This is a genomic window from Hoylesella buccalis ATCC 35310 (assembly GCF_025151385.1).
In the GTDB taxonomy this organism is placed as follows: Bacteria; Bacteroidota; Bacteroidia; order Bacteroidales; family Bacteroidaceae; genus Prevotella; species Prevotella buccalis.
Genome location: NZ_CP102287.1, coordinates 1,951,635 through 1,977,889, shown reverse-complemented (window position 1 = coordinate 1,977,889; position 26,255 = coordinate 1,951,635). Strand labels below are relative to the sequence as shown.

13 protein-coding genes are annotated in these 26,255 nt (G+C 48.0%); 9 read left to right on the top strand and 4 right to left on the bottom strand.

All coding sequences use genetic code 11. The annotated features are described in order from the left end of the window. Nucleotides 1-172 precede the first annotated feature (172 nt). A complete protein-coding gene (locus NQ518_RS08230; RefSeq protein WP_227962278.1) occupies nt 173-1,579 on the top strand; it encodes a C1 family peptidase in 1,407 nt (468 codons plus the stop codon). A 57-nt stretch (nt 1,580-1,636) separates the two neighbouring features. Continuing rightward, nucleotides 1,637-4,087: a S9 family peptidase gene (locus NQ518_RS08225; protein WP_227962280.1), complete on the top strand. Its 2,451-nt coding sequence runs from the start codon at nt 1,637-1,639 to the stop codon at nt 4,085-4,087. Between the two features lie 52 nt (nt 4,088-4,139). Here NQ518_RS08225 and NQ518_RS08220 read toward each other — a convergent pair whose 3' ends face one another. Next, complete coding sequence (locus NQ518_RS08220) at nt 4,140-5,039, bottom strand: diaminopimelate dehydrogenase (RefSeq protein WP_227962283.1); 900 nt, start codon at nt 5,037-5,039, stop codon at nt 4,140-4,142. 436 nt (nt 5,040-5,475) lie between these two features. Between NQ518_RS08220 and ruvA the strand changes: the two genes are divergently transcribed. From ruvA to NQ518_RS08190, 6 genes are all read left to right on the top strand, one after another. Beyond that, entirely contained in the window at nt 5,476-6,090 is a 615-nt protein-coding gene (gene ruvA, locus NQ518_RS08215) for a Holliday junction branch migration protein RuvA (RefSeq protein WP_227962285.1), read from the top strand. A gap of 41 nt (nt 6,091-6,131) precedes the next feature. Continuing rightward, on the top strand, nt 6,132-13,760 hold the full coding sequence (sov, locus tag NQ518_RS08210) for a T9SS outer membrane translocon Sov/SprA (protein ID WP_227962287.1): 7,629 nt from the start codon (nt 6,132-6,134) through the stop codon (nt 13,758-13,760). Nucleotides 13,761-14,380: 620 nt separating this feature from the next. Then, a complete protein-coding gene (locus NQ518_RS08205; protein ID WP_227962289.1) occupies nt 14,381-14,824 on the top strand; it encodes a PH domain-containing protein in 444 nt (147 codons plus the stop codon). Beyond that, entirely contained in the window at nt 14,821-16,083 is a 1,263-nt protein-coding gene (dacB, locus tag NQ518_RS08200; RefSeq protein WP_227962292.1) for a D-alanyl-D-alanine carboxypeptidase/D-alanyl-D-alanine endopeptidase, read from the top strand. The genes NQ518_RS08205 and dacB overlap by 4 nt, the downstream gene beginning before the upstream one ends. Nucleotides 16,084-16,128: 45 nt before the next feature. Next, nucleotides 16,129-17,340, top strand: a complete 1,212-nt coding sequence (locus NQ518_RS08195; protein WP_227962293.1) for a mechanosensitive ion channel family protein — start codon at nt 16,129-16,131, stop codon at nt 17,338-17,340. 81 nt (nt 17,341-17,421) lie between these two features. Continuing rightward, a complete protein-coding gene (locus tag NQ518_RS08190; protein WP_227962295.1) occupies nt 17,422-18,663 on the top strand; it encodes a serpin family protein in 1,242 nt (413 codons plus the stop codon). 103 nt (nt 18,664-18,766) lie between these two features. On the opposite strand, the gene NQ518_RS08185 is transcribed toward NQ518_RS08190, so the two are convergent. The 3 genes from NQ518_RS08185 to gdhA form a co-directional block, all read right to left on the bottom strand. After that, the gene (locus tag NQ518_RS08185) at nt 18,767-19,624 is read right to left on the bottom strand and encodes an enoyl-ACP reductase FabI (RefSeq protein WP_227962297.1); all 858 of its coding nucleotides are present in this window, start codon (nt 19,622-19,624) and stop codon (nt 18,767-18,769) included. Between the two features lie 849 nt (nt 19,625-20,473). Next, nucleotides 20,474-21,058 (bottom strand): septal ring lytic transglycosylase RlpA family protein, encoded by a 585-nt coding sequence (locus NQ518_RS08180; protein ID WP_227962299.1) that lies wholly within the window; start codon nt 21,056-21,058, stop codon nt 20,474-20,476. A 17-nt stretch (nt 21,059-21,075) separates the two neighbouring features. Further along, entirely contained in the window at nt 21,076-22,413 is a 1,338-nt protein-coding gene (gdhA, locus tag NQ518_RS08175) for an NADP-specific glutamate dehydrogenase (RefSeq protein WP_227206272.1), read from the bottom strand. Between the two features lie 313 nt (nt 22,414-22,726). Between gdhA and NQ518_RS08170 the strand changes: the two genes are divergently transcribed. Then, the gene (locus NQ518_RS08170) at nt 22,727-25,693 is read left to right on the top strand and encodes a PEP/pyruvate-binding domain-containing protein (protein WP_227206274.1); all 2,967 of its coding nucleotides are present in this window, start codon (nt 22,727-22,729) and stop codon (nt 25,691-25,693) included. Nucleotides 25,694-26,255 lie beyond the last annotated feature (562 nt).

Below are 26,255 nucleotides of genomic sequence, written 5' to 3'. Positions count from 1 at the left end.
TGGTAGATAAAAGGAATTCCATTGGCAGAGAAAATCACTTCTCCATGCCGCATATCTGTGTGATGCAATGGTGATTAGGGCGGTTAAAAATGAGTTTTATCTTGAAATGCTGAATTTTTTCATGAAAAATGCTTATTTTTGTCAACAAATCAATTATACAGACAAATCTATCATGAAACAAAAATCTTTCTTCTTAGCTGCCGTCCTGCTGTTCTCGAGCTTGACTGTAGGGGCGCAAAAGCCTGGTGGACTATCTGCTGATCTATTGAAAAAGATACAGCAGGCACAACCATCCTCACCTGCCGATAAGGCTATTATCAATGCTGTGGCATCGAACAACATTGACGATTTGGTAAAAAATCGTGCCAATCAGGGTGCGATAGACACGTATTTCAGTGTCGAGACGCCCAAGCAGAGCATACACGACCAGCAGAAAAGTGGTCGCTGTTGGATGTTTTCGGGCTTCAATGTGCTGCGCGCCAACTTTGCTAAACGGCATCAAGACACGCTTGCCGTGGAGTTCTCACATGCCTATTTGTTCTTCTATGACCAGTTAGAGAAAGCCAATCTCATGCTGCAAGGTGTCATTGACAATGCGTCGAAGCCATTGGATGGTGCGCGTATGCAGTTCTTCTTCAAGAATCCTGTTAATGATGGCGGTACCTTTTGCGGGGTTGCCGACTTGGCCGAAAAGTATGGTTTGGTACCTATGAGCGTGATGCCCGAGACCTATTCGTCTGACAACACCAGGGTGATGGCTCGTCTGCTGTCATCCAAATTGCGCGAATATGGACTGGAATTGCGACGCATGGTGAACGCTAAAAAGAAAAAAGCGGAGGTGGAAAAGCGGAAAACCGAGATGCTTGCTACCGTTTATCGTATCTTGTCGCTAACCATTGGCGAGCCTGTTCAGAACTTTACATACGCTTTCAAAAACAAAGATGGCAAGACTGTCACACCACAAAAGCGCTATACGCCACGCGAATTTTATGACGAAACGGTGGGACATGGGCTCAACGGAACGTTCATCATGGTGATGAATGACCCGCGACGGGCTTACCATGAGACTTACGAAGTGGAGTATGATCGGCACAGTTACGATGGACACAACTGGAAATACCTCAATCTTCCGATGGAAGAGATTGCGCAGTTGGCCATCGCCAGCCTAAAAGATGGACACAAGATGTACAGCTCTTACGATGTTGGCAAGCAGCTGGATCGCAAGCGCGGCTATATGGATGTGGACAATTATGATTACGGTAGCCTGCTGGGAACAACTTTCAACATGGGCAAGGCCGACCGCATTGCCACGTTTGACAGCGGCTCTACGCACGCCATGACATTGACAGCTGTCGACTTGGACGCACAGGGTAAGCCGCTGAAGTGGAAGGTTGAGAACAGCTGGGGACCCACCTACGGGCAGAAGGGCTGCCTCATTATGACCAACCAGTGGTTCAATGAGTATATGTTCCGCTTGGTTGTTGATAAGAAATACGTACCTGCGAAGTTGCTCAAGGAATACGAGAAGACCCCAACCATGGTCATGCCCGAGGATCCTCTCTTTGGGTGTGATGAGTAAGGAGAGAGGTCATGGCGGGCTTTCCCTCCATTTTACCATTTCTAACCATTGAAAATAATGAATAAGTTTTATATCCTTTTATCAGCTGTCTTGTTGACAGCTGATTTTGTTTACGGCTCCGTCATCCCCGTGAAGACGGTTCGTTATGCCGGTCCTTTTGTGGTGCAGCGTCCCCTGATGATTGACAGTGTCGATGTAAAAGGCCATACGTTCAAGGCCAAGTCGCTGCTGGACACGCCTTTGTCGCTGGAACAAGTGCGCCAGGGACGGGAAGTTTCCGGCGAAGTGTTGCCCACTTCCGATGCGGCATTCGCCCTTCATTTGCTGGGTTTTCGCATTCAAGCCGACGGATATGGTCAGGCTACGGTCAGAGTGGGCAAACTCTCTGATTTCAATTTGTATGTAGACGGACAGCAAAGTCGTGATGGTAAGCTGACGTTAGAGCCGGGTTCCCACGATGTAGTGGTGAAATATCTTTCCAAACGAGGCCGGTCAGACACGTTGGACATACAGGTTGAGCCCCAGAAGGGAGCCTTGTTATCGGTTGGTGAGAGCGAGAAAACGTTCACATTGCGCAGCCTGACCGACCGTAGGTTCGTGACTGGTGTGGAGCTTTCGCCTGATGGTAAATACCTCATCACGGCTTTTCGGGACGTGGCACATGGTGGTAAAGCGTCATATTGTTGGCAGGTGAAGGAACTCAAGACAGGGCATATCGTGGCAACTCGTAACGAAGCCGTTCACTGGATGCCGCATTCTCATGAGCTATATTGGGCTCGTCAGGGCAAAAACAGTAGGGAGTTGGTCACGTCAGACGTAGTGACGGGTGCTGAAAAAGTCATCGCCACGAATCTGCCGGAGGGTTCTTTCGTGCTGTCACCCACTGCCGATTACCTGGTGGTGATGCAGAAAAACGAGGGAAAGAAGAAGAATCGTGATGTTTATGAGATTACTGAACCCGAGGATCGGCAACCGGATTGGCGCAACAGAACAAGCTTGTTGAAGTTTGATTTGCGCACCGGACTGGCCCAACCGCTCACCTTCGGCTATCACGACGTGTCGCTCTTGGACATCAATAACGATGGCTCAAAGGTGCTCTTCATGACCACTCGCACCCGACTTACCCATCGTCCCACCACCTTGTTCTCTATTTTCTGCCTGGATGTGCGTACCCTGAAAGCCGATACGTTGGTCTATGACGATGGATTCATCGCCAGTGCAGCCTTTTCACCCAATGGAAAAGAGATTGTTGTGATGGGTTCTCCCGAGGCTTTCAACGGCATCGGAGCCAACGTTCCCAATGGAAGAGTGCCGAGTATGTACGACTATCAGTTGTTTACACTGCGCCTCTCAGACCGACAGGTCACGCCGCTGACCAAGACATTCGACCCCGGCATCAGTCAATACGCATGGAACCACGCCGACGGTAAGCTGTATTTTTCGGCCATGAACCGTGACAGCGTAAGCCTTTACTGCTGTGACACGAAGTCGAAGAAGATAGTGAAAATCCATCAACCTGAAGAGGTTGTCAAACGCATGTCGTTCGCCCATTCGGCTCCCATCATGGCATGGACGGGCGAAAGTGCGTCCAATGCCGACCGTGTGTACACCATGAACCTGTCTGCCAAGCGTCCAAAAGTGGTGGAAGACACCAACCTTCAAACCCTTGAAGGTATTCGCTTGGGGGAATGCAAGGCTTGGAATTTCGTCAATTCACGTGGAGACACCATCTGCACGCGCTATTATCTGCCGCCCCATTTCGACCCATCAAAGCATTATCCGCTCATCGTTAATTATTATGGAGGATGCTCGCCAACGAGCCGTAACTTTGAAACACGCTATCCGCACCATGCCTATGCCGCGTTGGGTTACGTCGTGTTGGTCATTCAACCCAGTGGTGCCGTGGGATTTGGACAAGAGTTTTCTTCCCGTCATGTCAACACAGCGGGGCAAGGAGTGGCTGAAGACATCATCGAGGGAACGAAGAAATTCGTGGCCGACCATACGTTTATCAATGGCAAGAAGATTGGATGCATCGGCGCATCGTATGGCGGATTCATGACACAATACCTGCAAACGCAGACCAATCTCTTTGCGGCTGCCATATCGCATGCGGGCATCAGCGACCACACCAGTTACTGGGGCGAAGGTTATTGGGGCTATAGTTACAGCGAAGTGAGCATGGCCAACCGTTATCCTTGGACGGATAAGAAACTATATGTGGACCAAAGTCCGCTGTTCAATGCCGACAAAATTCACACGCCGCTGTTGTTCTTGCATGGCAGTGCCGATACCAATGTGCCGATAGGCGAGAGCATCCAGATGTTCACGGCGCTGAAACTCTTGGGACGCCCCACGGCCTTTGTGGTGGTAGATGGTGAAAATCACCACATCACCGATTATAACAAGCGCCTGAAATGGCAGAATACCATCTTTGCATGGTTCGCCAAATGGCTCAAAGATGATTCCACTTGGTGGGACCATCTGTACGGAGAGCCGAAGCTGTAGACCAGCTTTTCATTCGCTTTCCTTCCCTCTCAAGGAGGGAAGGGTGAAGCTGTTATACCAGATGTTTGATGAGATATTCCCGCTCACCGGGCAACATGTCGATGACAGGAAGCTCCACCATGGTGTAACATCCGGGCTGTTGGCGCATGCTGGCGCGTGCCACGTTGACCAATACTTGTGCGGTGAGCGCCGGATTGTTGATGCTCATGCTGAACTCCATGCGCTGGTTTTGCGTGGTACCGCTCACTCCCTTGCGCACCAAGTGTACGCCATGTCCCATGTCACGCACCGCGTCGACCGACTCAACGGCCATGACATGTGTCTCGTCGTGTGCGAAATAGGGGTCGGCTTTGATTTCCTTGGTCACCTCATCAAGCGTGGCACCCTCTTCCAACTCCACGTATACCATGCGTCGGTGGATGCCCTCGCCCAGTGGAATGGTCATCGACAGCGCATTCTTCACGCCCTTCTTGCCTCTGGCGCACACGCTGTGTCCCATCGACATGCCTGGTCCGAAGTTGGTATAGCTAAGGCCTTTGGGTGCCAAACTTTGCATCAGCGTGCGCACAATGGAGTCGGATCCCGGATCCCATCCCGCACTAATGACGCTCACCGCATGGTGCTGCTTGCATAAGGGCATCAAGGCAGCGCGGTAATCAACGATATCTGTGTGGATATCAAAGCTGTCCACGGTGTTGATGCCAAGGGGTAAAATCTGCTGGGCATGCTCCTTACAGCTGCGTGTAGGTGTCGCCAGGATGGCCACATCCACGTCTGTCAGTTCTTTTATATCCTTCACAACCTTGTAATCGGCCAGCTCGGCTGGTTTGTTCTCAGCACCCTGGCGACGTACGATGCCAGCTATCTCAAAATCTTCTGCGGCCTCCAATGCCTGAACGGCATAGTGACCTATGTTGCCGTAGCCTACTACGGCGGCTCTGATTTTCTTCATAATTGATTTTCTTTTCATGTATTGCGCCCGGCCGAGCGTGGCCATCCATGCCCCTGCCGAACCCGTTAAACAATCTTTTTTATGTCTGTAAATACGATAATCGTTCGCAAAATTATAAATTTCTCCAGACAAACAAAGATGATTTAAAAGGATAATCGCAATTTTTACATTTCTTTGAATGTTGCAAACCCTTTTTGGTTACAAAAACAAGTCATTGACTTTGGTGGCCAAACCCATTGACTTTGGCCTTCAAACCCAATGCTTTTGCCGCCCAAACTCAATGCTCTAAAAACCCCAATGCTAAGTGTTGAAAATGTCGCCCGTATGCGTGAGCGGTTGGATGGCGGCTGCATGGCGTGTTCATTCTTTCCATGCGCCACGCAATAAGCGGGCGGTTGCTGCGTTATCTCTATCGTATATATACATTTTATATCACATGATAGAATACATCAGGGGTGAATTGACCGAATTAACTCCCGCACTGGCTGTACTCGAAGCCGCAGGTGTGGGCTATGGATTGAATATCTCGCTGAACACCTACAGTGCCATTCAGGGTAAGAAAGAGGTGAAGTTGTATGTGCACGAGTCGTTGGTGACTGGCGGACGTGATGACAATTTCACGTTTTACGGCTTCTTCTCGAAACAGGAACGCGAGTTGTATCGCCTACTAATCACCGTGTCTGGCGTGGGTGCCAACACGGCCCGAATGATTTTATCCACTCTCTCGCCCGCCGAGTTGTGCAACGTTATCGCCAATGGTGATGAGCGGATGTTGAAGGCCGTCAAAGGCATTGGACTGAAAACGGCACAGCGCATCATCGTAGATCTGTGCGACAAAATCGTGAGCAGCGGTATTGCCACCGAGCTGCATGTAAGCAGTGAGCCTGCAACGGCGGTGGATGCCAGCATCCGTGACGAGGCGGTGAGTGCGCTCACCATGCTGGGTTTCTCGCCCGCTCCCAGTGCCAAAGTGGTGGAGGGCATCTTGAAATCCGACCCATCGCTGCCGGTAGAGCAGGTGGTGAAGTTGGCTTTGAAGCAAATCAAGTAAGCGTGCCGTGGTGAGGTACGTGTCAATCGCGGTAGTTCAGCATGCGGAATAAAAGGCGCATATATGGTTTCGTTGTGACATTGCTCGTCATGAGTATGGCGAGTTATGCCATGCGTATGCCCTTTTGGCAAGACAACCGCACGCGGACAACCAACAGGCAACAGCCTCAGAAGCAGACAGAACCGCAGCGGAAAGACACCATCGACATCAAGGCGCAGCCCCAGTTGGATGATGAACTCAACATCCCCGACTCGCTGTTGAATCCACGTTGGAAGATTCAACGCACGCTCCCAGTGACGATTGACGACCTGAACCAGAGTCCATTAGACTTGAAACGTCCTCAAAACCTACAGCAGGATGTGATTTACAACGATACGCTTGATAGGTATATCATCGGCTCTAAAATCGGTGCGGCGTGGCTCAACGCACCCATCATGATGACGCCGGAAGAGTATCGGGCATGGAGTGAGAAACGACTTTTCGACCAGTATTTCCGCTCGAAGAACGCAGAAATATTTGAAAACAAAGGGAAGGAGAAGTTCGACTTCACCGACATGCACTTTGAACTGGGGCCGGCTGAGAAGATATTCGGCCCGGGTGGCGTGCGCATCAAGACGCAGGGAACGGCCGAACTGAAGTTTGGCGGCACGGTGAAGAAGATAGACAACCCCTCGTTGCCTATCCGCAACCGAAAGATGACCACGATGAACTTTGACGAGAAGATTAATCTTAACGTCAATGGTAGGGTGGGTGACAAGGTGAACATGAACCTCAACTACAACACCGACGCCACGTTTGACTTCGATGCGCAGAACCTTAAACTGAAATACGATGGCAAGGAGGATGAGATTATCAAGCTGGTTGAGGGGGGTAACGTGTCTTTTCCGTCCAACTCTTCATTGATCAAGGGAGCCAGTTCGCTGTTCGGTTTGCGTACGGACATGCAGTTTGGCAAGCTCAAGTTGCAGATGGTGGCCTCGCAGAAGAAGTCGGCCGACAAGAGTGTGTCATCGCGCGGTGGCGCACAGTTTACGCCGTTCGAGATTAATGTGGCCAACTATGAGGAGAATCGGCACTTCTTCTTGTCACAATATTTCCGTCAGACGTACGATGACAACATGAAGTCGCTGCCCAATCTGACATCGGGTGTGAAGATTAATCGGGTGGAAATCTGGGTCACCAACAATTCGGGTGTCACCACAAACACCCGCAACATCATCGCATTGACCGACCTGGGCGAGAACAAATACATCTCCAATGGACTGTGGAACGCCACGGGACAGATGGTTCCCTCCAACAATGCGAATACCGAATATGGCACGTTGGTGGGCCAACTGGCGTCGGCACGCAACATCGACCAGTCGACAACGGTGCTCGATGGGGGCGGACTTGTGGGCGGTGTGGACTATGAGAAGCTGGAACGCGCGCGACTATTGAACCCCTCTGAATACACGGTTAACACGGCATTGGGATACGTTTCGCTGCGCATGGGATTGCAAACCGACCAGGTGTTGGCCGTAGCGTACGAATATACTTATGGTGGTGCCACCTATCAAGTGGGCGAGTTTGCCAGTGACATTACTGATGTGAATGCGGCGTTGTTCGTCAAGTCGCTCAAAAATACCAGCAACAACCCACGACAAGGCAACTGGAGGCTGATGATGAAGAACGTGTACGAGTTGGCCAGTAGGGTGGAGCGTGAGAAGTTTCGCTTGGATGTGAAGTTCCAAAGTGACACCGCCGGCGTTTATCTCACCTATATTCCTGAGCCACAAGTGAAAGACCAGCCCATCATTCGGCTGCTGGGTGCCGACCGATTGGATAACAACAACAAGCCGCATAGCAACGGCTATTTTGACTTTGTAGAGGGTTATACGGTGAGCGATGGCCGTGTGTTCTTCCCCGTGGCCGAGCCTTTTGGGTCGTATATCCATCGCTATTTGGTGAGCAAAGGTGTGAATGAAGAGAAAGCTAAGCGGTATGCTTTCACCGAGTTGTATGATTCTACCAAGACCGTAGCCAAGCAAATCGCCGAGAAAAACAAGTATGTGCTGATGGGACAGTTCAGGGGTTCGGCGGCCAACGTCATCTCATTGGGAGCTTACAACGTGCCGCAAGGGTCGGTTGTGGTGACTGCTGGCGGCGTTAGGTTGACCGAGAATGCCGATTATTCGGTTGACTATGCGGCAGGTGAGGTGACCATCTTGAACCAAAGTATTATCAATGCGGGGACAAACGTTAACGTTTCGCTGGAGAGTAACACTGACTTTGCGCAGGAACGAAAGACGATGTTCGGCGTGAACTGGGAGTACGACTTCAGCAAAGACCTGCAACTGAGCGGTACATTACAACATCTTTCCGAACAAGCCTTAACCAACAAAGTGAATATGGGGTCAGAGCCGTTGAACAATACCCTTTGGGGTGTCAACCTAAACTGGAAGAAAGAGAGTCAGTGGCTCACCAATGTGTTGAACAAAATCCCATTCTTACATCTTACACAACCATCGAACATCTCGCTCAATGCCGAGTTTGCACAGCTCATCGCAGGGCAAAGTCATGGTACGCAAGACAACGCTTCGTATCTCGATGACTTTGAGAATACGACCAACAAGATAGATGTTTCAACGCCAACGTCATGGATCATGTCGAGTGTGCCGTCGATGTTTCCCGAGTATAGTGACAAGACTACCCTGCGCAGTGGCTACAATCGGTCGCTCTTAGCTTGGTATAACATCGCCCCATTGTTCACCCGTCGCAGCAGTTCTTTGACGCCAAAGCACATCAAGAGCGACTTGGAACAGCTGTCCAATCATTACGTTCGCGAGGTGTATGTCAGGGAGTTGTACCCCAAGCGCGACCAAAGTAGCTACAGTGGGGCCACGGCTACTCTTCCAATCCTCAACCTTGCGTACTATCCAAGCGAGCGTGGACCGTACAACTTTAACCCTGATTTGACGGCAAAGGGGTTGCTCAACAATCCCAAACAGAAGTGGGGTGGCATGATGCGGAAGCTGGATTACAGCGATTTTGAATCGTCCAACATCGAGTATATCGAGTTCTGGATGCTCGATCCGTTCATCTATACCCGCCAAGAAGGTACGGCCAGCGAGTACGGAGGCGACTTCTATATCAACCTGGGTGAGGTCAGCGAGGACATTCTTCATGACGGAAAGAAGTTTTATGAGAGTGGACTTCCCGTCGATGGAACGCAAACTTATATCACAACCCAATGGGGAAAGATTCCCACTCCGGCCACTGTGACGTATGCTTTTGCCACAAACAAGGGGGCAAGAGCTTTGCAGGATTTGGGCTTCAACGGCCTCACAGACGAGGAAGAGAAAAACTTTGAGGCTTATCAAGACTTCTTAAAACAGATTCAGGGCAAGGTAAGTCCGGACGTGTTCAATGCCATTTTGAACGATGTGGCTAACGATAACTATCATTATTTCCGTGGTCGTGACTACGATGAGATGCAGGCTTCCATCTTAAGACGGTACAAATACATCAACAATCCACAAGGCAACTCGCCCGATACCGATACGCGCGGCGAACGCTATGATACGTCGTACAAGGGTACACCCGACGTGGAAGACATCAATCAAGACTACACTTTGAACGAATATGAGAAGTATTTTCAGTATCATGTGTCCATCCGTCCGGAAGACTTGGTTGTTGGAAAGAACTACATTGTAGACAAACGTGATGCCATAGCGCCCCTAAGAAACAAGAAAAAGGAGCCAGTTACCTGGTATCAGTTCCGCATTCCGATACGCGAATTCGAACGCCGTTTCGGTTCTATCTCCGACTTCACCAGCATTCGTTTCATGCGAATGTTCCTCACAGGGTTTAAAAAACCCATCGTGCTACGATTCGGTAGCTTCGATTTAGTGCGTGGAGATTGGCGCATATACGAGCAACAACTCGATCCTGCGGGGTCCAATTCGGGCACCATGTCGGTGAGTTCAGTCAACATAGAGGAGAATAATGACAAGACTCCTGTCAACTATGTGTTGCCTCCTGGCATTAGGAGAGCGCAAGATCCCACACAACGTCAGCTGGTTGAGGCCAACGAACAGGCGTTGGATATCGTGGCTTCAAATCTCGCTACGGGTGATGCCAAGGCGGTTTATAAGAACGCTTCAGTTGATCTCCGACAGTATAAACGCCTGCAAATGTTCGTGCATGCCAATGCCATGGAGCAGAATACGACCAATTTGCAGGATGGTCAGTTGGCTGTTTTCGTACGCTTGGGCAATGATTATAAGAGCAACTATTACGAGTATGAGATACCCCTGAAGCTGACGGCACCCAAGGAATACAACCGCTACTCGTTATCGGATGTGCGCGAAGTGTGGCCCGAAGAGAACATGTTAGACATTCCTTTGAAGCTATTCACCGAACTGAAACGGCAGAGAAACAAAGATAAAGCGCAAGGACAAGCATCGTATAATCGAGTTTATACGAGCTACGATCCCGACAAACCCAACAACAAAGTCAGCGTGATGGGTAACCCTACGCTGGGCGAGGTGAAGACCATGATGATTGGTGTGCGCAACAAAGCGGGCGAAGTGAAGTCGGGTGAGGTGTGGGTTAACGAACTTCGCTTGCTGGAATACAACAACGAAGGCGGTTGGGCGGCACAAGGTAACTTGAATGTACAGATGTCTGATTTCGGAACGGTCAATCTTCAAGGCCGCTATATGAGTGAAGGTTTTGGCGGATTGGAAGAGGGTGTGGCCCAAAGATCTACCGATGATTACCAGAATTACAGCGTGACAGCCAACTTTGAGTTGGGCAAATTCTTCCCCGAAAAAGCTCATGTAAGCGCACCTTTGTATTACAGTGTGCAGCAAGAACAGCTCAGTCCGAAGTACAATCCACTGGACACAGACATGCGATTGAAAGATGCTTTGGACGCTGCCTCTAACCGTCAGGAGCGCGACTCGATAGAGAGCATCGCCGTGACCAAGACCACCAACACCAATTTCTCGTTGTCCAACGTGCGCGTGGGCATCCAAACCAAGCGCCACCCCATGCCCTACGACCCAGCCAACTTCTCGTTCTCGTACAGTCATTCACATCGAAACACCAGCGGAGAAACCACCGTTTACGAGAAAGAAGACAGTTGGAACGGTAGCCTTTCATACAGTTGGACGCCCGTGTTCAAGCCTTTGGAGCCATTCAAGAAAATCAAGAACAAGAGTAAATGGTTTGATATCCTGAAACGATTCGGCCTGAATTGGCTGCCGCAGAACATCGCCTTCAACACCGATATGATGCGCAATTACTACGAATTGCAAGAGCGTGACATGCAAGACCTGGGCGGTTCACAACTTCCATTGACCTTTAATCAGCAGTTTATGTGGAACAGAGACTTCACGCTGCGTTGGGATCTCACCAAAAACATCCACATGAACTTCCAAAGCACCACCCAGGCAGAGATTGAAGAGCCTTACACCCCCGTTAACAAAGACCTGTATCCCGACCGCTATTCGGCCTGGAAAGACTCGGTGCGAACCAGCATTCGCAACTTTGGAACGCCGCTGGATTACCGTCAACAGTTCTCCTTGTCGTACCAACTGCCGCTCAACCTCCTTCCCATTTTCGACTGGGTGAACGCCGATGCCAACTATTCTTCCAATTATTCGTGGGTTCGCGGAACCCATTTGGAGGATGGTACGTCGCTCGGTAACATCGTCACAACCAACCGAAGGGTGAATGTCAATGGCCGTTTTGACCTGCAACGCTTGTACAATCACATCCCCTTCCTGAAAGCTACGAACGACCGATTCAACCGCGATCCGCAGCGCAACGCCACCAACCGCTCGCGGTCATCGAGAATCGTTGGCAACGATGGCAACCGAAACACCCAAAACAAGAACGCGCGGAACACTGCCAGGCGTTCGGCACAAGATGCTAAGGCCGAGGCACAAAAGAAACAATTGCCCAAGAACAAGAAAGGATTTGAGCAGCAAATCACGCTCCTGCCCGACACCACCATCACCGTGAGCCACGGCAAGAAGAGCAAGCGGCTCATCGTTTCGGCCCGCACAGAGGATGGAAAAACCTATCACTTGAAGTACAAGAAGATTAATCCAAACACCATCCGCATCAAGAATAAGGTTGATTCGGCCTTGAAACTCAAGATTACCGTCTTGCCGAAAGAGCCGTTGGAGAATAAAGGTTGGTACCGAACGGCACAGTCGGTGGCGCGCCTGTTGATGCTGGTGCGCAACGTCAGTGTGAGCTATCGCGACGACTACGCCATGACGTTGCCGGGATTCTTGCCAACAGTTGGCGATGCTTTTGGGCAGACCAAGGCACCAAGCGCACTCTCGCCGGGCCTCGACTTCGCCTTTGGTATGGTGGGTGACTCGTATATCGAGCGGGCCAGGGCAAACAATTGGCTGTTGATTTCCGACTCCATTGCCACGCCAGCCACGTCTAATCACACGCAAGACCTGCAGCTGCGTATGACCTTGGAGCCTGTGCGTAACTTCAAGATTGATTTGAATGCCAGTCGCACGCAAACCACTTCAAGGAGCGTGCAATACATGTATCAGGGCAACCCGATGACCCAAACCGGCAATTTCACCATGACCACCCTCTCGCTTCGCAGTGCCTTTGAGGGGATAGGTGACGCTGGCAACGGTTTCCGCAGCAAGTCGTTTGATGATTTCTGCCGGTCGCTCGACGGCTTCCGTCAGCGGGTTGAGGCGCAATATGCGGGCTTTGTCTACCCCAAGGGCACACCGCTGGCCGGCCAACCTTTCGAGCCTGCCAATGGTGGCGTAGACCGCTACAGCTCGGATGTCATGATACCCGCCTTCCTCTCCACCTACACCAGTATGGGTGGTCATTCGCTCAACATTTTCCCTTCGTTGGCAAGACTGCTGCCCAACTGGACCATTCGGTACAGCGGTCTGGGCAAACTGCCTTGGTTCAGGGATGTGTTCAAAAGTGTCACCCTCAACCATTCCTACAAAAGCATCTTCGCCATTGGGTCGTACAGCAGCTACAGCACCTTCCAAGAGTTTATGAACGGCTTGGGATTCGTCACCAATGCCACCACCGGAATGCCCGTTCCCAGCAGCATGTACAACGTTTCTGCGGTGAGCATCAACGAGGCCTTCTCGCCTTTGTTGGGGCTGGATGTCACGTTTAACAACAACTTGACCACCCGATTGGAATATCGATCAACACGCGTGTTGAACCTCAGTACCACGAGTGTGCAAATCAATGAGGCCATCAGTCGTGATTGGGTGCTGGGCATGGCATATAAGATTAACAACCTGGAGCTATTTGGTGGCAACAAACGGCGTGTGGTTCGACGTACGAAGGGCAATGGCCAGCAGCAGCAACAACAGCAAAACAGCAGCACCAGCAACCGCAACAGTACCAGGTCGAACCGTGACCTGAACATGCGCCTTGACCTCAGTTACCGCCGGCAGGCAGCCATCAGTAGGGACATCGCCACCATGACCAGCGCCGCAAGTAGTGGCAATACAGCCTTTCGGCTTCAGTTCTCGGCCGATTATACCCTGTCGCGCCTGCTCACCATGACGCTTTATTACGACCAGCAAACCAACACGCCGCTACTCTCCAGCAGCAGTTTCCCAACAACTACTCATGATTTTGGCGTCAGTCTCAAGTTCAGTCTCACCCGATAACGCTTCGCCTCGCAGCCGCTGTCGTTCATAGGAAGGAGCCTGTGTGTATGGGATATTTTCTTGACAATCACTTCGCCAATACTTCCATATTTTCGCTCATCGACCTTTCGGCGGCAAATATCGCCAAAATAGCGCATTTGCTCTTCTGGTTGATGTACAATTACTTACCTTGTTTTATGGTTCTTTTTTGGTTTTATCCCTTATGTTTTAGCCCTGCAATAGCATGCATTTTACCGTCTTAGTGGTATGCTTTTGCGCGCCAATCTGTATGCTCTGAGGCTGCAAAGTCATTGACTTTGGTGTCGTAAGGGTATGCTTTGTACCCGAAAAGGGTTTCAAAAGCGTCTTTTTAGGGGCTGTTCTTGTCTAGAATGCGTGTTGCGGAAGTGTTAAAATCCGACAATTTTTCTTGACAAAATCCTCGCTCCATAGTATTCATGGCTATGACCCGTGGCAGCCTTTTGGTATGCCAATGAACTGTTGCGGGGCAAACCTTACGGCGTATAACCCGATTGTAAAAGAATGTAAATATCTGCATGTGAGCGGGGAAAACGTGAATAATTTCGTATTTTTGCAGTTACAAACGATGTTCGTTTGTCCAATAAGGCTATTATTTATACATGGCACAACGTATTTTTCATCAACGACTCACCTTGGGATTCAAGTGTGGCTTAGCACTCTTTACGATGCTTGTTGTCTATCTTTTTTGGATTAAGCAAGCTATATTTGGGCTGTTGGTCGTTATTATCATCGTGGGCATGATTGAACGTGTGCTGCACACCACCTATACCTTTGCGTGTGTCAAACCCATTGACCGTGATGAGGAGATGGAGTTTCTGTTGATAGATAAAGGTCGTTTCTCGCGCAGTCAAAGCGTCCCCCTTCGTGATGTGGTACAATGTAAGGTGATGCACACCAACTTTGGGCTGTCTCACTACTTGCTCATCGAGTATGGTTCCCATCATTTGGTGGCGGTTCAACCTAAGGACGAACAGGCGTTTGTAGAAGAATTAACAAAGCGTCAGCAGGCGGAGGCTGTATCTTCCGCATCACAAAACACATGAATAGATTAAAAATTCTTTCCTGTTTGCTTGTTCTGGGCATGTACATGCCCCTTCAGGCGCAGGTGGTTTACGAAGACATAGCGGATAACGATAGTTCGGAAGTGACCGACGTGGCCGTGATGGACACGCTCTCGGACGACAGCGTGGCACTGCCTTGGCCACAAAATGCGCAAGCACGAATTGACAAATTGCTTACGCATGACATGTTTGAAACCTCGCAGTTGGGAATGATGGTGTACGACCTCACGGCCGATAGTGTCATCTACGCCCACAACGAGCGTCAACTGATGCGCCCCGCCAGCACCATGAAAGTGGTCACAGCCATCACCGCACTCGACAAGTTGGGAGGCAGTTATCAGTTTAAAACCGCACTCTATTACACCGGAACGATACAAAATCGCACGCTCACGGGCGATCTCTACTGCGTTGGGGGCTTCGATCCGAAGTTTGGTAGAGATGACATGCGTGCCTTTACCGATTGTATGAAAACGCTTGGCGTAGACACCATACGCGGCAATCTGTATGCCGACAAGAGTATGAAAGACCTTGACGTGTTGGGTGAAGGATGGTGTTGGGACGACGACAATCCCGTGTTGTCACCCTTGGTGTACCGGCGTAAAGACCACTTCATGACCGAGTTTGAGAAAGAACTGCGTGAGGCCGGCATCCAAGTCGAGGCTTTCAGTTCGGTAGCAAAGTGCCCTGCCGAAGCCATTCGCATCTGTGAACGGACGCACAGCATTGACCAAATCTTGCTGCCGATGATGAAAAAGAGCGATAATCTGTATGCCGAGGCGCTGTTCTATCAGCTGGTGCCGCGCGAAAACGGTCGAACGGTGACGGCCAAAGAGGCGCGGTCGGTGGTACGCCGACTAATTAATAAGGTGGGACTGAATGCCTCTCGGTATAAAATTGCCGACGGTAGCGGACTGTCATTATACAATTATGTCAGCGTAGAACTGCTGGTGAAGTTGCTTAAATATGGCTATCAACACCAGAACGTTTACCATCATCTGCTGCCATCGATGCCAACCGCGGGTGTGGATGGTACGTTGAAAAAACGCCTGAGAGACACCTATACCCGCGGAAAGGTGTGGGCCAAGACGGGCACCGTGACGGGTGTGACCAGCTTGGCGGGCTATTGTGAGGCTTCAAACGGGCACCTGCTGTGCTTTGCCATCATCAACCAAGGGGTGATGTACGGTAAAAACGGACGCGCTTTTCAAGACAGAGTTTGCCGTGCGTTGTGCTTGCCATGACGTATAGGTCAAGATAAATTATTCATGAATAAACAATAAAAGATTATGTGGGATATTACAGAAACGATGGAACAGATACGGATTGTTGTGGAAAATCTGATCCAGATGTGTGGAATTACAGGCATGGCGGTACCCGTTGTGCGCTATGTGTCGATGTCATTGGCAGCCATTTTCTTTTCTTGGCTTAGCTATATTATCGCCAAGAAACTGCTGATTCCTGTCATTGATAAGATCACTGCGCGGACTAAGGCCACGTGGGACGAGGTGCTGCTCAACCACGACGTGTTGCTCAAGGTTTGCGCCATCGTTCCAGCGGTAGTCATTTACAAACTGTTGCCGTTAGTGTTTTTTGAAGCACCGTTTGTGCAAGAGATGCTCAACCGGCTCACCAGCATCTACATCACGGTGACCTCGGTGCAGTTGGGCATTGCCGTGATTAACTCGTTCCGCCATCTCGAGACCACAAATAGCTCAAGTAAGCAGCAGTATTTGCAATCGTTCTGCGGGGTATTGAAGATAGTTGCCATCTTCATCGGTGTCATCGTGGTGGTTGCCTTAGTGATAGACAAGAGTCCGATGAAGCTGTTTGCAGGTCTGGGTGCTACCTCTGCCGTGCTGATGTTGGTGTTCAAGGATACCATTGAGGGGTTGGTGGCAGGCATCCGTCTTACCAGCAACGACATGATTCGGCGTGGCGACTGGATTACAGTGCCGTCGACAACCGTGGATGGTGAGGTGATGGAGATGACGCTCACCACGGTAAAGGTGCAGAATTTTGACAATACCATTGTGACGGTGTCGCCCAAGACGCTGGTAGATGGGTCGTTCCAAAACTGGAAAGGCATGCAGGAAAGTGGCGGAAGACGTGTGAAACGACTGGTTTATTTCGACTTTCTGTCCATTAAACCGGCGACGCAGGAGCTGAAGGATATGTGTCAGGAGAAGGGATTCCTGACGACGCAAGAGCTGAAAGGCGACCTCACAAACCTGGGTTTGTATCGCAAATACATGGAAAACTGGCTCAGAAAGTCGCCCGAAGTGAATACAGAACTCACTTGCATGGTACGCCAGTTAGAGGCTACAAACACAGGGTTGCCCATCGAGTTTTACTTCTTCCTGAGCAATAAAGAGTGGATTGTCTACGAACATAACTTGGCCGAAATCATGGAATGGGCGTACACCATGGCGCCAGTGTTTGGCTTACACATCTACGAACGCTATTCGGTGATGCCAAAAGCGCAGCAACTGTTGGGGTAAAAAATAAAAATAAATTGTAAATCGGTGCAAGATTTCAATGTTTTCGTCATTCTATCAGTAGATAACTAAAACAGAATAGATATGATGAAACATTTTTTTCCTTTAATTGGTGCATGTTGTTTATCGGTTGGTATGCTGACATCGTGTAGTGAAGACGAACCTGTTACACCTAACGTGAAGTATAATCCGGGAACCATCAAGCTGACAACAGCGCAGCAAGCGCAAGTAGAAAACAGCAATGAGTTTGCTTGGAAGTTCTTTAAAGAGGTGTCGAAAGGCGAGCAGCAAGACGTGTTTGTCTCACCGTTGAGCGTGACCTATGCGCTCGGCATGCTTGCCAATGGAGCGGTAGGAGATACGCAGAAAGAAATCTTGGAGGGTCTTGAGTTCCGTTCAGGCAAGGCGGATGACATCAATTCTCTTTGCCATCAACTCATGATAGAATCGCCAAAGTTGGACAAGTCGACCAAGGTTTCGATAGCCAATGCTGTGGTTGCGAACAAAAATAAACCGCTGCAGCCAGACTTTAAGAATGTGGTTGAAAAACAATATCAGGCACTTGTAACCAATCAAGATTTCAGTTCACCAGCTACTTTGTCGTTTATCAACCTCTGGGCGAGTGAACTCACGCACGGTATGGTGCCGAAACTGTTGGATCGTGTCCATCCAGATGCGGTTACCTATCTACTCAATGCGTTGTATTTCAAAGGCATTTGGTATCGCCAGTTTGATAAAAAGCGTACGCAGCAAGAATCGTTTACGCAGGCTGACGGCAAGAAGTTGACGGTGAAAATGATGCATCAGAAAGAGCGATTCTTTGCCGCAGAGAACGACAACTATCAGACTGTGGTGCTTCCATACGGCAATGGATCGTACGAAATGGTGGTGCTTTTGCCTCGTGAGGGAAAGGATTTGTCGAGCTTGTTGCAGACCATGGACGCCAAAAAGTGGAAAGACAATCTGAAGAACACATATAGCAGTGAGGTTGATTTGAAGCTTCCACGCTTTACATCTGCGTACACCCGTGAGTTGAACGATGTGTTGAAGCTGTTAGGGATGAACACAATGTTTGAGCGTGGCAAGGCCGATTTGACAAAAATGTCAAAGGCAAAAGCTTTCGTTTCCATGGTTTTACAGAAGGCAAAGATTGAGGTTGATGAGGAAGGCTCAAAGGCCGCAGCCGTCACGGTGGTTGAGACACTTGATGCAGCTGCACCCCCTTCTCGTCCTATTATGTTCCATGCCAACCGTCCTTTCATGTATGCCATTGTTGAACATAGTACGGGTACTATCTTTTTCATGGGTACTTATCAAGGCAAGTAAACGGTTTTTAGACCGTTGGTAGATTGCTTTTTTAGTGGAAGAAATAAAAAGGGGCGACGTTACATCAGTAGCGTCGCCCTTATAATTGGTTGTTGTAATGCGTTTATCCGTAGATAATTTTTCCGTTTTCGTCTTTATATTCATCTAATCCTTTCTCGTAAGTGGCCATGGCGCGCAGGCTCATTCCCACGTTAGAGAAGCCACCATCGTGATAAAGGTTCTGCATGGTGACCTTCTTGGTGAGGTCAGAGAACATCACGATGCAATAGTCTGCACACTCTTCTGCTGATGCGTTACCCAGTGGAGACATGCGATTGGCAAAGTCAAAGAGCTTATCCATGCCCTTAACTCCTTGACCAGCGGTGGTGAGGGTGGGAGATTGTGAGATGGTGTTGATGCGCACATGCTTCTCTCGGCCATAGATATAACCAAAACTGCGCGCAATGCTTTCCAACAAAGCCTTGGCATCTGCCATGTCATTATAGCCGAAGAAAGTGCGTTGTGCGGCTACATAACTGAGCGCAACGATAGACCCATATTCGTTAATGGCATCCAATTTCTTGGCGCTTTGTATCATCTTATGGAAAGAAACAGCCGAAATATCGAGCGTCGTGTCCAGCATTTTGTAGTCCAAATCATCGTAAGTACGATGCTTACGAACGTTGGGTGACATGCCGATGGCATGCAACACGAAGTCGATTTTGCCACCAAGAATCTCCATAGACTGCTTGAACACATTCTCCAAGTCATCCACGCTGGTAGCATCAGCGGGTATTACTTCGCAGTGAAGCTTTTCGGATAAGGCACTCACTGTGCCCATTCTCACTGCTACGGGCGTGTTTGATAATGTGATTTTAGCACCTTCTTCAACAGCTCTTTCAGCTACTTTCCAAGCGATAGATCGCTCATTAAGGGCACCAAAGATGATGCCTCTTTTTCCTGATAATAAGTTGTTACTCATATTTCTATATTAAGAGTTTGGTGACAAAGGTACGTAAAAATAATGAAATTGCTGTTTCGCCCTTATCTTTATTGATTCTGCCATCGTTCAAGGAAGACAAAAGTGGTTCACTACTTTTCTCTTAAAAAAGTGGGTAAATTATTATTTTTCGGACTGTGTTTATTCCGTTAGAAGGCATGGAAGAGCCACCATGGTTGCTGAAGGTGTTTGTTCTTGATTTGGGTTGGTTTGGTTGGGAGAATACAAAAATAATACTCAGCGAGATTGAAAAATTCATGCTAGCGTGCAGTATGAAATAGGAAATGTGAGTAAGAACGATTTCCCTCATTTCTTATGATCATTATAGATTAGAGATGCAGTATGCAGCAGAAGAGTCTCCCCATTCCCAACCAACATAAGGAACTATCCTTGCTACTAATTTCTTCATAGGAAGTTTAGTATCATTATTACCATAAAAAATGAAAATATACATAGGAAAGCGAGGTCTCTTTTTGTCCTACTTTGTAAGAATGTGGTAATGCTTTCTATGTAACAAATAAGGAGGATTATATAAAGAGGAGTCGGGCTGATAGTCAAGTTCTTTCCCTTAATACAAGATAGTATTCCAGCTATTATGGCAAAACTGCCGCAAATAAGAAGCATGAGAATCTTCTTGCTGTTTCTTTCTTTCTCTTTACAAGTATCATAAATTTCAAAAGGTAGTAAAACTATAATGTAGAACCAAATAATCCAATTATTTGATAAAGATGATAAGAAAGCATGCATGATGTTATAGTTTTAGAATTTATATGCCAAAATTACTATAAAAAAAATAAAAACTACATATAAGTGGTTGATTATGTTTTCTTCTTATCTCTTTTTTTTCTGTTTCTCTTTCGGTTTTAAGGTTTTCTTTTTGTTTTCTAAAGCATTGTCCTTCTTGAATTTAGTGAGCTGTTCTTTCGTTTGATGGGCATTTTGTTTCTGTTGTTCCGCCCATGCATCAATGAAACTACCCCCTTCGGTAGAAACGCCAAAGTCAAGCTCTGGCAGTTCTCTTCTTTCCTTTGAACGGTATGGAACCTTGATGATGTCCGCCGAATCGACGCGTTCTACCGTCACCATGGCAACGCCGTCGGCGAGTATTCCCAACTCTTTGGCTGCTCCCCACGACAAGTCAATAATCCTTCCTCGCGTGAATGGTCCCCTATCAGTTACCTTGACGATCACCTCTTGCTTGTTAGAAGGATTGGTTACCTTTAATAATGTTCCAAATGGATAGGTGCGATGGGCACACGTCATACTATCATGGTGCAGCCTTTCTCCGCTGGCTGTGCGTGCTCCTGTCGCTTTTTTAGAATAATAAGTGGCTTTACCCTTCTGCTTTTGAGCCAGCAGAAAGGTAAAGCCTGTCAGTAGAATTAAAAATAAAATACTTATTTTTTGAAACTTCACCCTACGTTATTTTGGGTTTATACCACACCCTGAGCCATCATGGCATGGGCTACTTTCATGAATCCGGCCACGTTAGCACCCTTCACATAGTTGATGTATCCGTCAGGTTGTGTACCGTATTTCACGCATTGTTCGTGGATAGAGTGCATGATGTAGTGCAACTTCTCGTCCACTTCAGCTTCGCTCCAGCTCAAGCGGATGGCGTTCTGAGTCATCTCAAGACCCGATGTTGCCACACCACCAGCGTTCACTGCCTTGCCAGGAGCAAAGAGTTGTCCGGCTGCAACGAACTTGTCAACAGCTTCAGCTGTACATCCCATGTTACTTACTTCTGCTACACAGAGAGGCTTGTTGGCCAAAATGCGATCGGCATCTTCACCGTTCAACTCATTTTGAGTAGCACATGTCAAGTAAATATCGGCTTTCTGTTCCCAAGGTTTCTTGCCTTCATGGAATTCAGAGCCTGCGAATTTGTCGGCGTATGGTTTGCAAACGTCATTACCGCTGCTGCGTAATTCGAGCATGTAGGCAATCTTTTCGCCGCTGATGCCATTGGGATCGTAAATGTAACCGTCAGGACCACTAATGGTAATCACCTTTCCTCCCAATTCTGTAGCTTTGAGAGCTGCACCCCATGCTACGTTACCGAAACCGCTGATAGCTACTGTCTTGCCCTTGATGTCAATGTTGCGTGTCTGCAACATTTGGTTCACAAAGTACAAAGCACCAAATCCTGTTGCTTCTGGACGAATGCGAGAACCGCCATATTCCAAACCCTTACCGGTGAGAACGCCTTCCCAGCGACCTACTAACTTCTTGTATTGACCGAACAAATAGCCAATTTCACGACCACCAACACCAATATCTCCAGCAGGAACGTCAGTGCTTGGCCCAATATGCTTGTAGAGTTCGCACATGAATGATTGGCAGAATCTCATCACTTCTGCATCGCTTCTTCCGCGAATAGAGAAGTCAGAACCACCTTTGGCACCACCCATAGGCAATGTAGTCAATGCGTTTTTGAAAGTTTGTTCAAAGCCCAAGAACTTCATGATAGATAAGTTCACAGATGGGTGGAAACGCAATCCGCCTTTGTACGGACCAATGGCGCCGTTGAATTGTACGCGGTAACCAATGTTAACATGAACCTCTCCCTGGTCGTCTACCCAAGGTACGCGGAACATGATGATGCGCTCTGGCTCAACAATGCGCTCTATGATTTTAGCTTTCTCAAACTCTGGATGCTCGTTGTACACGTCCTTTACGGATATAAGCACCTCTTTGACAGCTTGTAAATACTCAGATTCGCCTGGATGCTTCTTCTCCAGGTCTTGCATGATTTTTTCAATTTCCATAGTAGAATTTATTTAATTAGTTGGTTATACATGTCATGGATATTATCCAAGACGTGGCAAATATAGTTTATTTATAAATACCTACCAAATATAAAAGGATAAATTCCGATGTCAATGTTTATAAATGTGAAAACTGATGGAATTACACCTTATATAATATTTGTCGGGAGGACAGATGAAAGTTCGTTGGAAATTTGTACATATACATTGTATTTCCTACATTTGTCGTGTCTATATGATCCAATGAAAGGAAGTTCTTCATTTTGGAAACCTCTTTCATTTGGTTAGTTCTTACTTCTTGAAAAAAACATTTATGAACGATTCTGTGCCTTCTCAATGGCGTAATTTTTTATTGAAGGATGTGACTTTTGTCAATCTCATGATGCGACGTATTTATAATGTCTTAATCGTTGCCAACCCCTATGACGCCTTCATGTTGGAAGATGACGGCAGGGTAGAGGAGAAAATTTTCAACGAGTATATGGAGTTGGGTTTACGCTATCCGCCCACCTTTACACAGGTGAGTACCACGGAAGAGGCTACCCGCATTCTTCAGTCCACACCGATTGACTTGGTGATATGTATGCCAGGAACCGCTGACAATGATGCTTTTACCGTAGCGCACAATATTAAAGGTGCCTTTCCTGATATTCATTGCATCGTTCTCACGCCTTTTTCGCATGGCATTACGCGTAGGATGGAGAACGAAGACCTGAGCATTTTCGATTATGTCTTTTGTTGGTTGGGCAACACGAATCTCATTATGTCCATCATCAAGCTGATGGAAGACAAGATGAACTTGGAGCATGATATCATCGAAGGGGGCGTGCAAATGATATTGTTGGTAGAAGACAGTATTCGTTTTTACAGTTCCATACTGCCCAATCTGTACAGTTACATATTGGAACAGAACAAGCATTTGTCCTTTGAGGCATTGAATCGACATGCTGCTACGTTGCGCATGCGTGGTCGTCCAAAGGTTGTTTTGGCTCGAACCTACGAGGAAGCGATGGATTATTACAATCGTTTTGCGGATAACATCTTAGGCGTTATCAGCGATGCCCGTTATCCTAAAGGCGGAGTGAAAGACCCCGAAGCGGGCTTGAAACTGTTGCGCGAGATTCGCAAGCGTGACCCTTACCTACCTTTGATAGTGGAAAGCTCGGAGTCGAGCAATCGAGAAAAGACCGAAAGGGAGGGCTTCCGCTTTGTCGACAAGAACTCGAAGGTGATGGGAATAGACCTCCGTCATATCTTTGAAGAACACATGGGCTTTGGCGATTTCATCTTCAGAGACCCTCATACCCGTCAGGAAATCATGCGCGTGCATTCGCTCAAAGAGCTGCAAGACAACATTTTTAAGATACCAGACGATTCGTTTCGCTTCCATGTCTCGCGCAATCACATGAGTCGTTGGCTTAGTGCACGCTCAATTTTCCCCATCTCCGAGTTTCTTAAAAACATCACTTGGGACAAATTGCAAGACTTGCAGGCGCATCGGCAAATCATCTTCGATGCCATTGTGCAATACCGTAAGATGAAAAACATTGGCGTGGTAGCGGTGTTCGACCGATTGAAATTCGACCAATATGCCCACTTCGCCCGTATCGGCGAAGGCTCGTTGGGCGGAAAAGGGCGTGGCCTTGCTTTCTTAGACCATATCATCAAGATGCACCCCGACTTTAATCAGTACGAAGGAGTGAAGGTGCAAATTCCGAAAACGCTGGTGCTTTGTACGGATTTGTTCGACCAATTCATGGACGAGAACAATCTTTATGACGTTGCTTTAAGCGATGCAACAGACGAAGAGATACTGCAAAGTTTCTTGCAAGCCAAGCTGCCAGAGCGTCTGCGCGACGACTTTATCACGTTTTTCGATGCCACCAAGAGTCCGATAGCCATTCGTTCCAGTTCGTTGTTGGAAGACTCGCATTATCAACCTTTTGCCGGAATCTATTCGACTTATATGATTCCCGCGCTTGATGACAAGCAGTTGATGCTCCAAATGTTGGCCTGTGCCATCAAGGGCGTGTATGCATCGGTGTTTTATCACGATTCCAAGGCTTACATGACAGCTACCCGCAACCTGATCGATCAAGAAAAAATGGCGGTTATCCTGCAAGAAGTGGTGGGCAAGCAGTATGATACGCACTATTATCCCAAGATAAGTGGGGTGCTGCGTTCGTTGAATTATTATCCCATTGGCAACGAAAAGGCCGAGGAGGGCATTGCCTCATTGGCTTTGGGATTGGGTAAATACATCGTAGATGGTGGTCAAACTTTGCGTGTATCCCCTTATCATCCTCGCCATGTCCTGCAAACCAGTGAACTGGAAAAGGCGTTGCGCGAGACCCAAACGCAATTTTATGCCCTCGATACGGCTCACGTGGGACAGGATTTTCAGGTAGACGACGGTTTCAACATCCTCAAGTTAGATGTAAAATCTGCAGAGAAAGATGGCTCGCTGCAATACATTGCGTCTACTTACGACCCTAACAATCAGATGATTAGAGATGGACTGTACGACGGAGGGCGCAAGATTATATCTTTCTGTAGCGTGCTGCAACACGATGTGTTCCCTTTGGCACCCATCATGCAAATGGCGATGAACTATGGTGCGGAGAGCATGCGTTGCCCCGTGGAGATAGAGTTTGCCTGTGATATCAATGCCGATAGGACAGGAGAATTTTACTTATTGCAAATTCGTCCCATTGTCGATTCCAAGCAAATGCTCGACGAGGACGTTGTCGCCATCGCCGATGATCGGTGTTTGTTGCGTTCGCACAACTCGTTAGGGCATGGCATCATGGACGATGTTTGTGACGTTGTTTATGTAAAAACCAATGCTTCTTTCACAGCGAAGAATAATCCTGCGATTGTAGGGGAAATAGAAAAGCTCAACGAGCAGTTCTTATCTCGTGGTCAAGGTTATGTGTTGATAGGTCCGGGACGTTGGGGTTCGAGCGATCCTTGGTTGGGTATTCCCGTAAAGTGGCCACAAATTAGCGGTGCAAAGGTCATTGTTGAAACCACATTAAACAACTACCGAATCGACCCAAGTCAAGGCACGCACTTCTTTCAAAACCTCACCAGTTTCGGTGTGGGCTATTTTACGATTGATGAAGTGGGTGGCAGTGGCTTGTTCAGGCAAGATGTTTTGGATGCCATGCCAGCTGTCGAAGAGACCACTTATGTTCGCCATGTTCGGTTTGATGCCCCATTGCGTATTTTGATGGATGGTCAGAAGCAAGAGGGAGTGGTACTCTTTCCTGAAACATAGAGAACGTTTTGACGGCTCTTGGGGAATGAATCCATATATTCATCACAGCTCTTTCATTGAAGAAAGGTGGTTTGTTGGAAATAACAATCTTTGTACGTTTGTTTCATTGATGGTACAACAAATCCTCTTCAATGAACGAGCTGCGCCTTTTAAGCCATATTATTTTTGGACAACGAAACCATTGTTTTTGTTCTATCGTTTTACCAAAAAACGACCATTGAAAATCTTCAAAATAGAAAAAATCAATAGGCAAGCGGTAGACAAAAGTACGCCAATTTAATCAGGGTAAACGTCTTTTTTAGGTTAGAGCATTGACTTTACGCACTTAGAACCATCCTTTTGAAGTGTTATTCACATGCTATTGCAACCTTAAAGCATGCATATTCGATGCTTATCTCCATGCTTTTGCCGACAAGAAGCGGTAAAAATAGGAATGAAAAGAGGTGGCTTTGGTATAACGTATTTAATAGCAAAGGATTACAAATGTAACTCATTTTTGGCGCATTTGCGACCAATTGTACCGTTGGTGGTCTACACGAGAATTATGAGAGGCATTTTGTAA

Coding starts and splice junctions, on each gene's coding strand:
- NQ518_RS08230 (WP_227962278.1), top strand. CDS start 173: ATGAAACAAAAATCTTTCTTCTTAGCTGCCGTCCTGCTGTTCTCGAGC.
- NQ518_RS08225 (WP_227962280.1), top strand. CDS start 1,637: ATGAATAAGTTTTATATCCTTTTATCAGCTGTCTTGTTGACAGCTGAT.
- NQ518_RS08220 (WP_227962283.1), bottom strand. CDS start 5,039: ATGAAGAAAATCAGAGCCGCCGTAGTAGGCTACGGCAACATAGGTCAC.
- ruvA (WP_227962285.1), top strand. CDS start 5,476: ATGATAGAATACATCAGGGGTGAATTGACCGAATTAACTCCCGCACTG.
- sov (WP_227962287.1), top strand. CDS start 6,132: ATGCGGAATAAAAGGCGCATATATGGTTTCGTTGTGACATTGCTCGTC.
- NQ518_RS08205 (WP_227962289.1), top strand. CDS start 14,381: ATGGCACAACGTATTTTTCATCAACGACTCACCTTGGGATTCAAGTGT.
- dacB (WP_227962292.1), top strand. CDS start 14,821: ATGAATAGATTAAAAATTCTTTCCTGTTTGCTTGTTCTGGGCATGTAC.
- NQ518_RS08195 (WP_227962293.1), top strand. CDS start 16,129: ATGTGGGATATTACAGAAACGATGGAACAGATACGGATTGTTGTGGAA.
- NQ518_RS08190 (WP_227962295.1), top strand. CDS start 17,422: ATGATGAAACATTTTTTTCCTTTAATTGGTGCATGTTGTTTATCGGTT.
- NQ518_RS08185 (WP_227962297.1), bottom strand. CDS start 19,624: ATGAGTAACAACTTATTATCAGGAAAAAGAGGCATCATCTTTGGTGCC.
- gdhA (WP_227206272.1), bottom strand. CDS start 22,413: ATGGAAATTGAAAAAATCATGCAAGACCTGGAGAAGAAGCATCCAGGC.
- NQ518_RS08170 (WP_227206274.1), top strand. CDS start 22,727: ATGAACGATTCTGTGCCTTCTCAATGGCGTAATTTTTTATTGAAGGAT.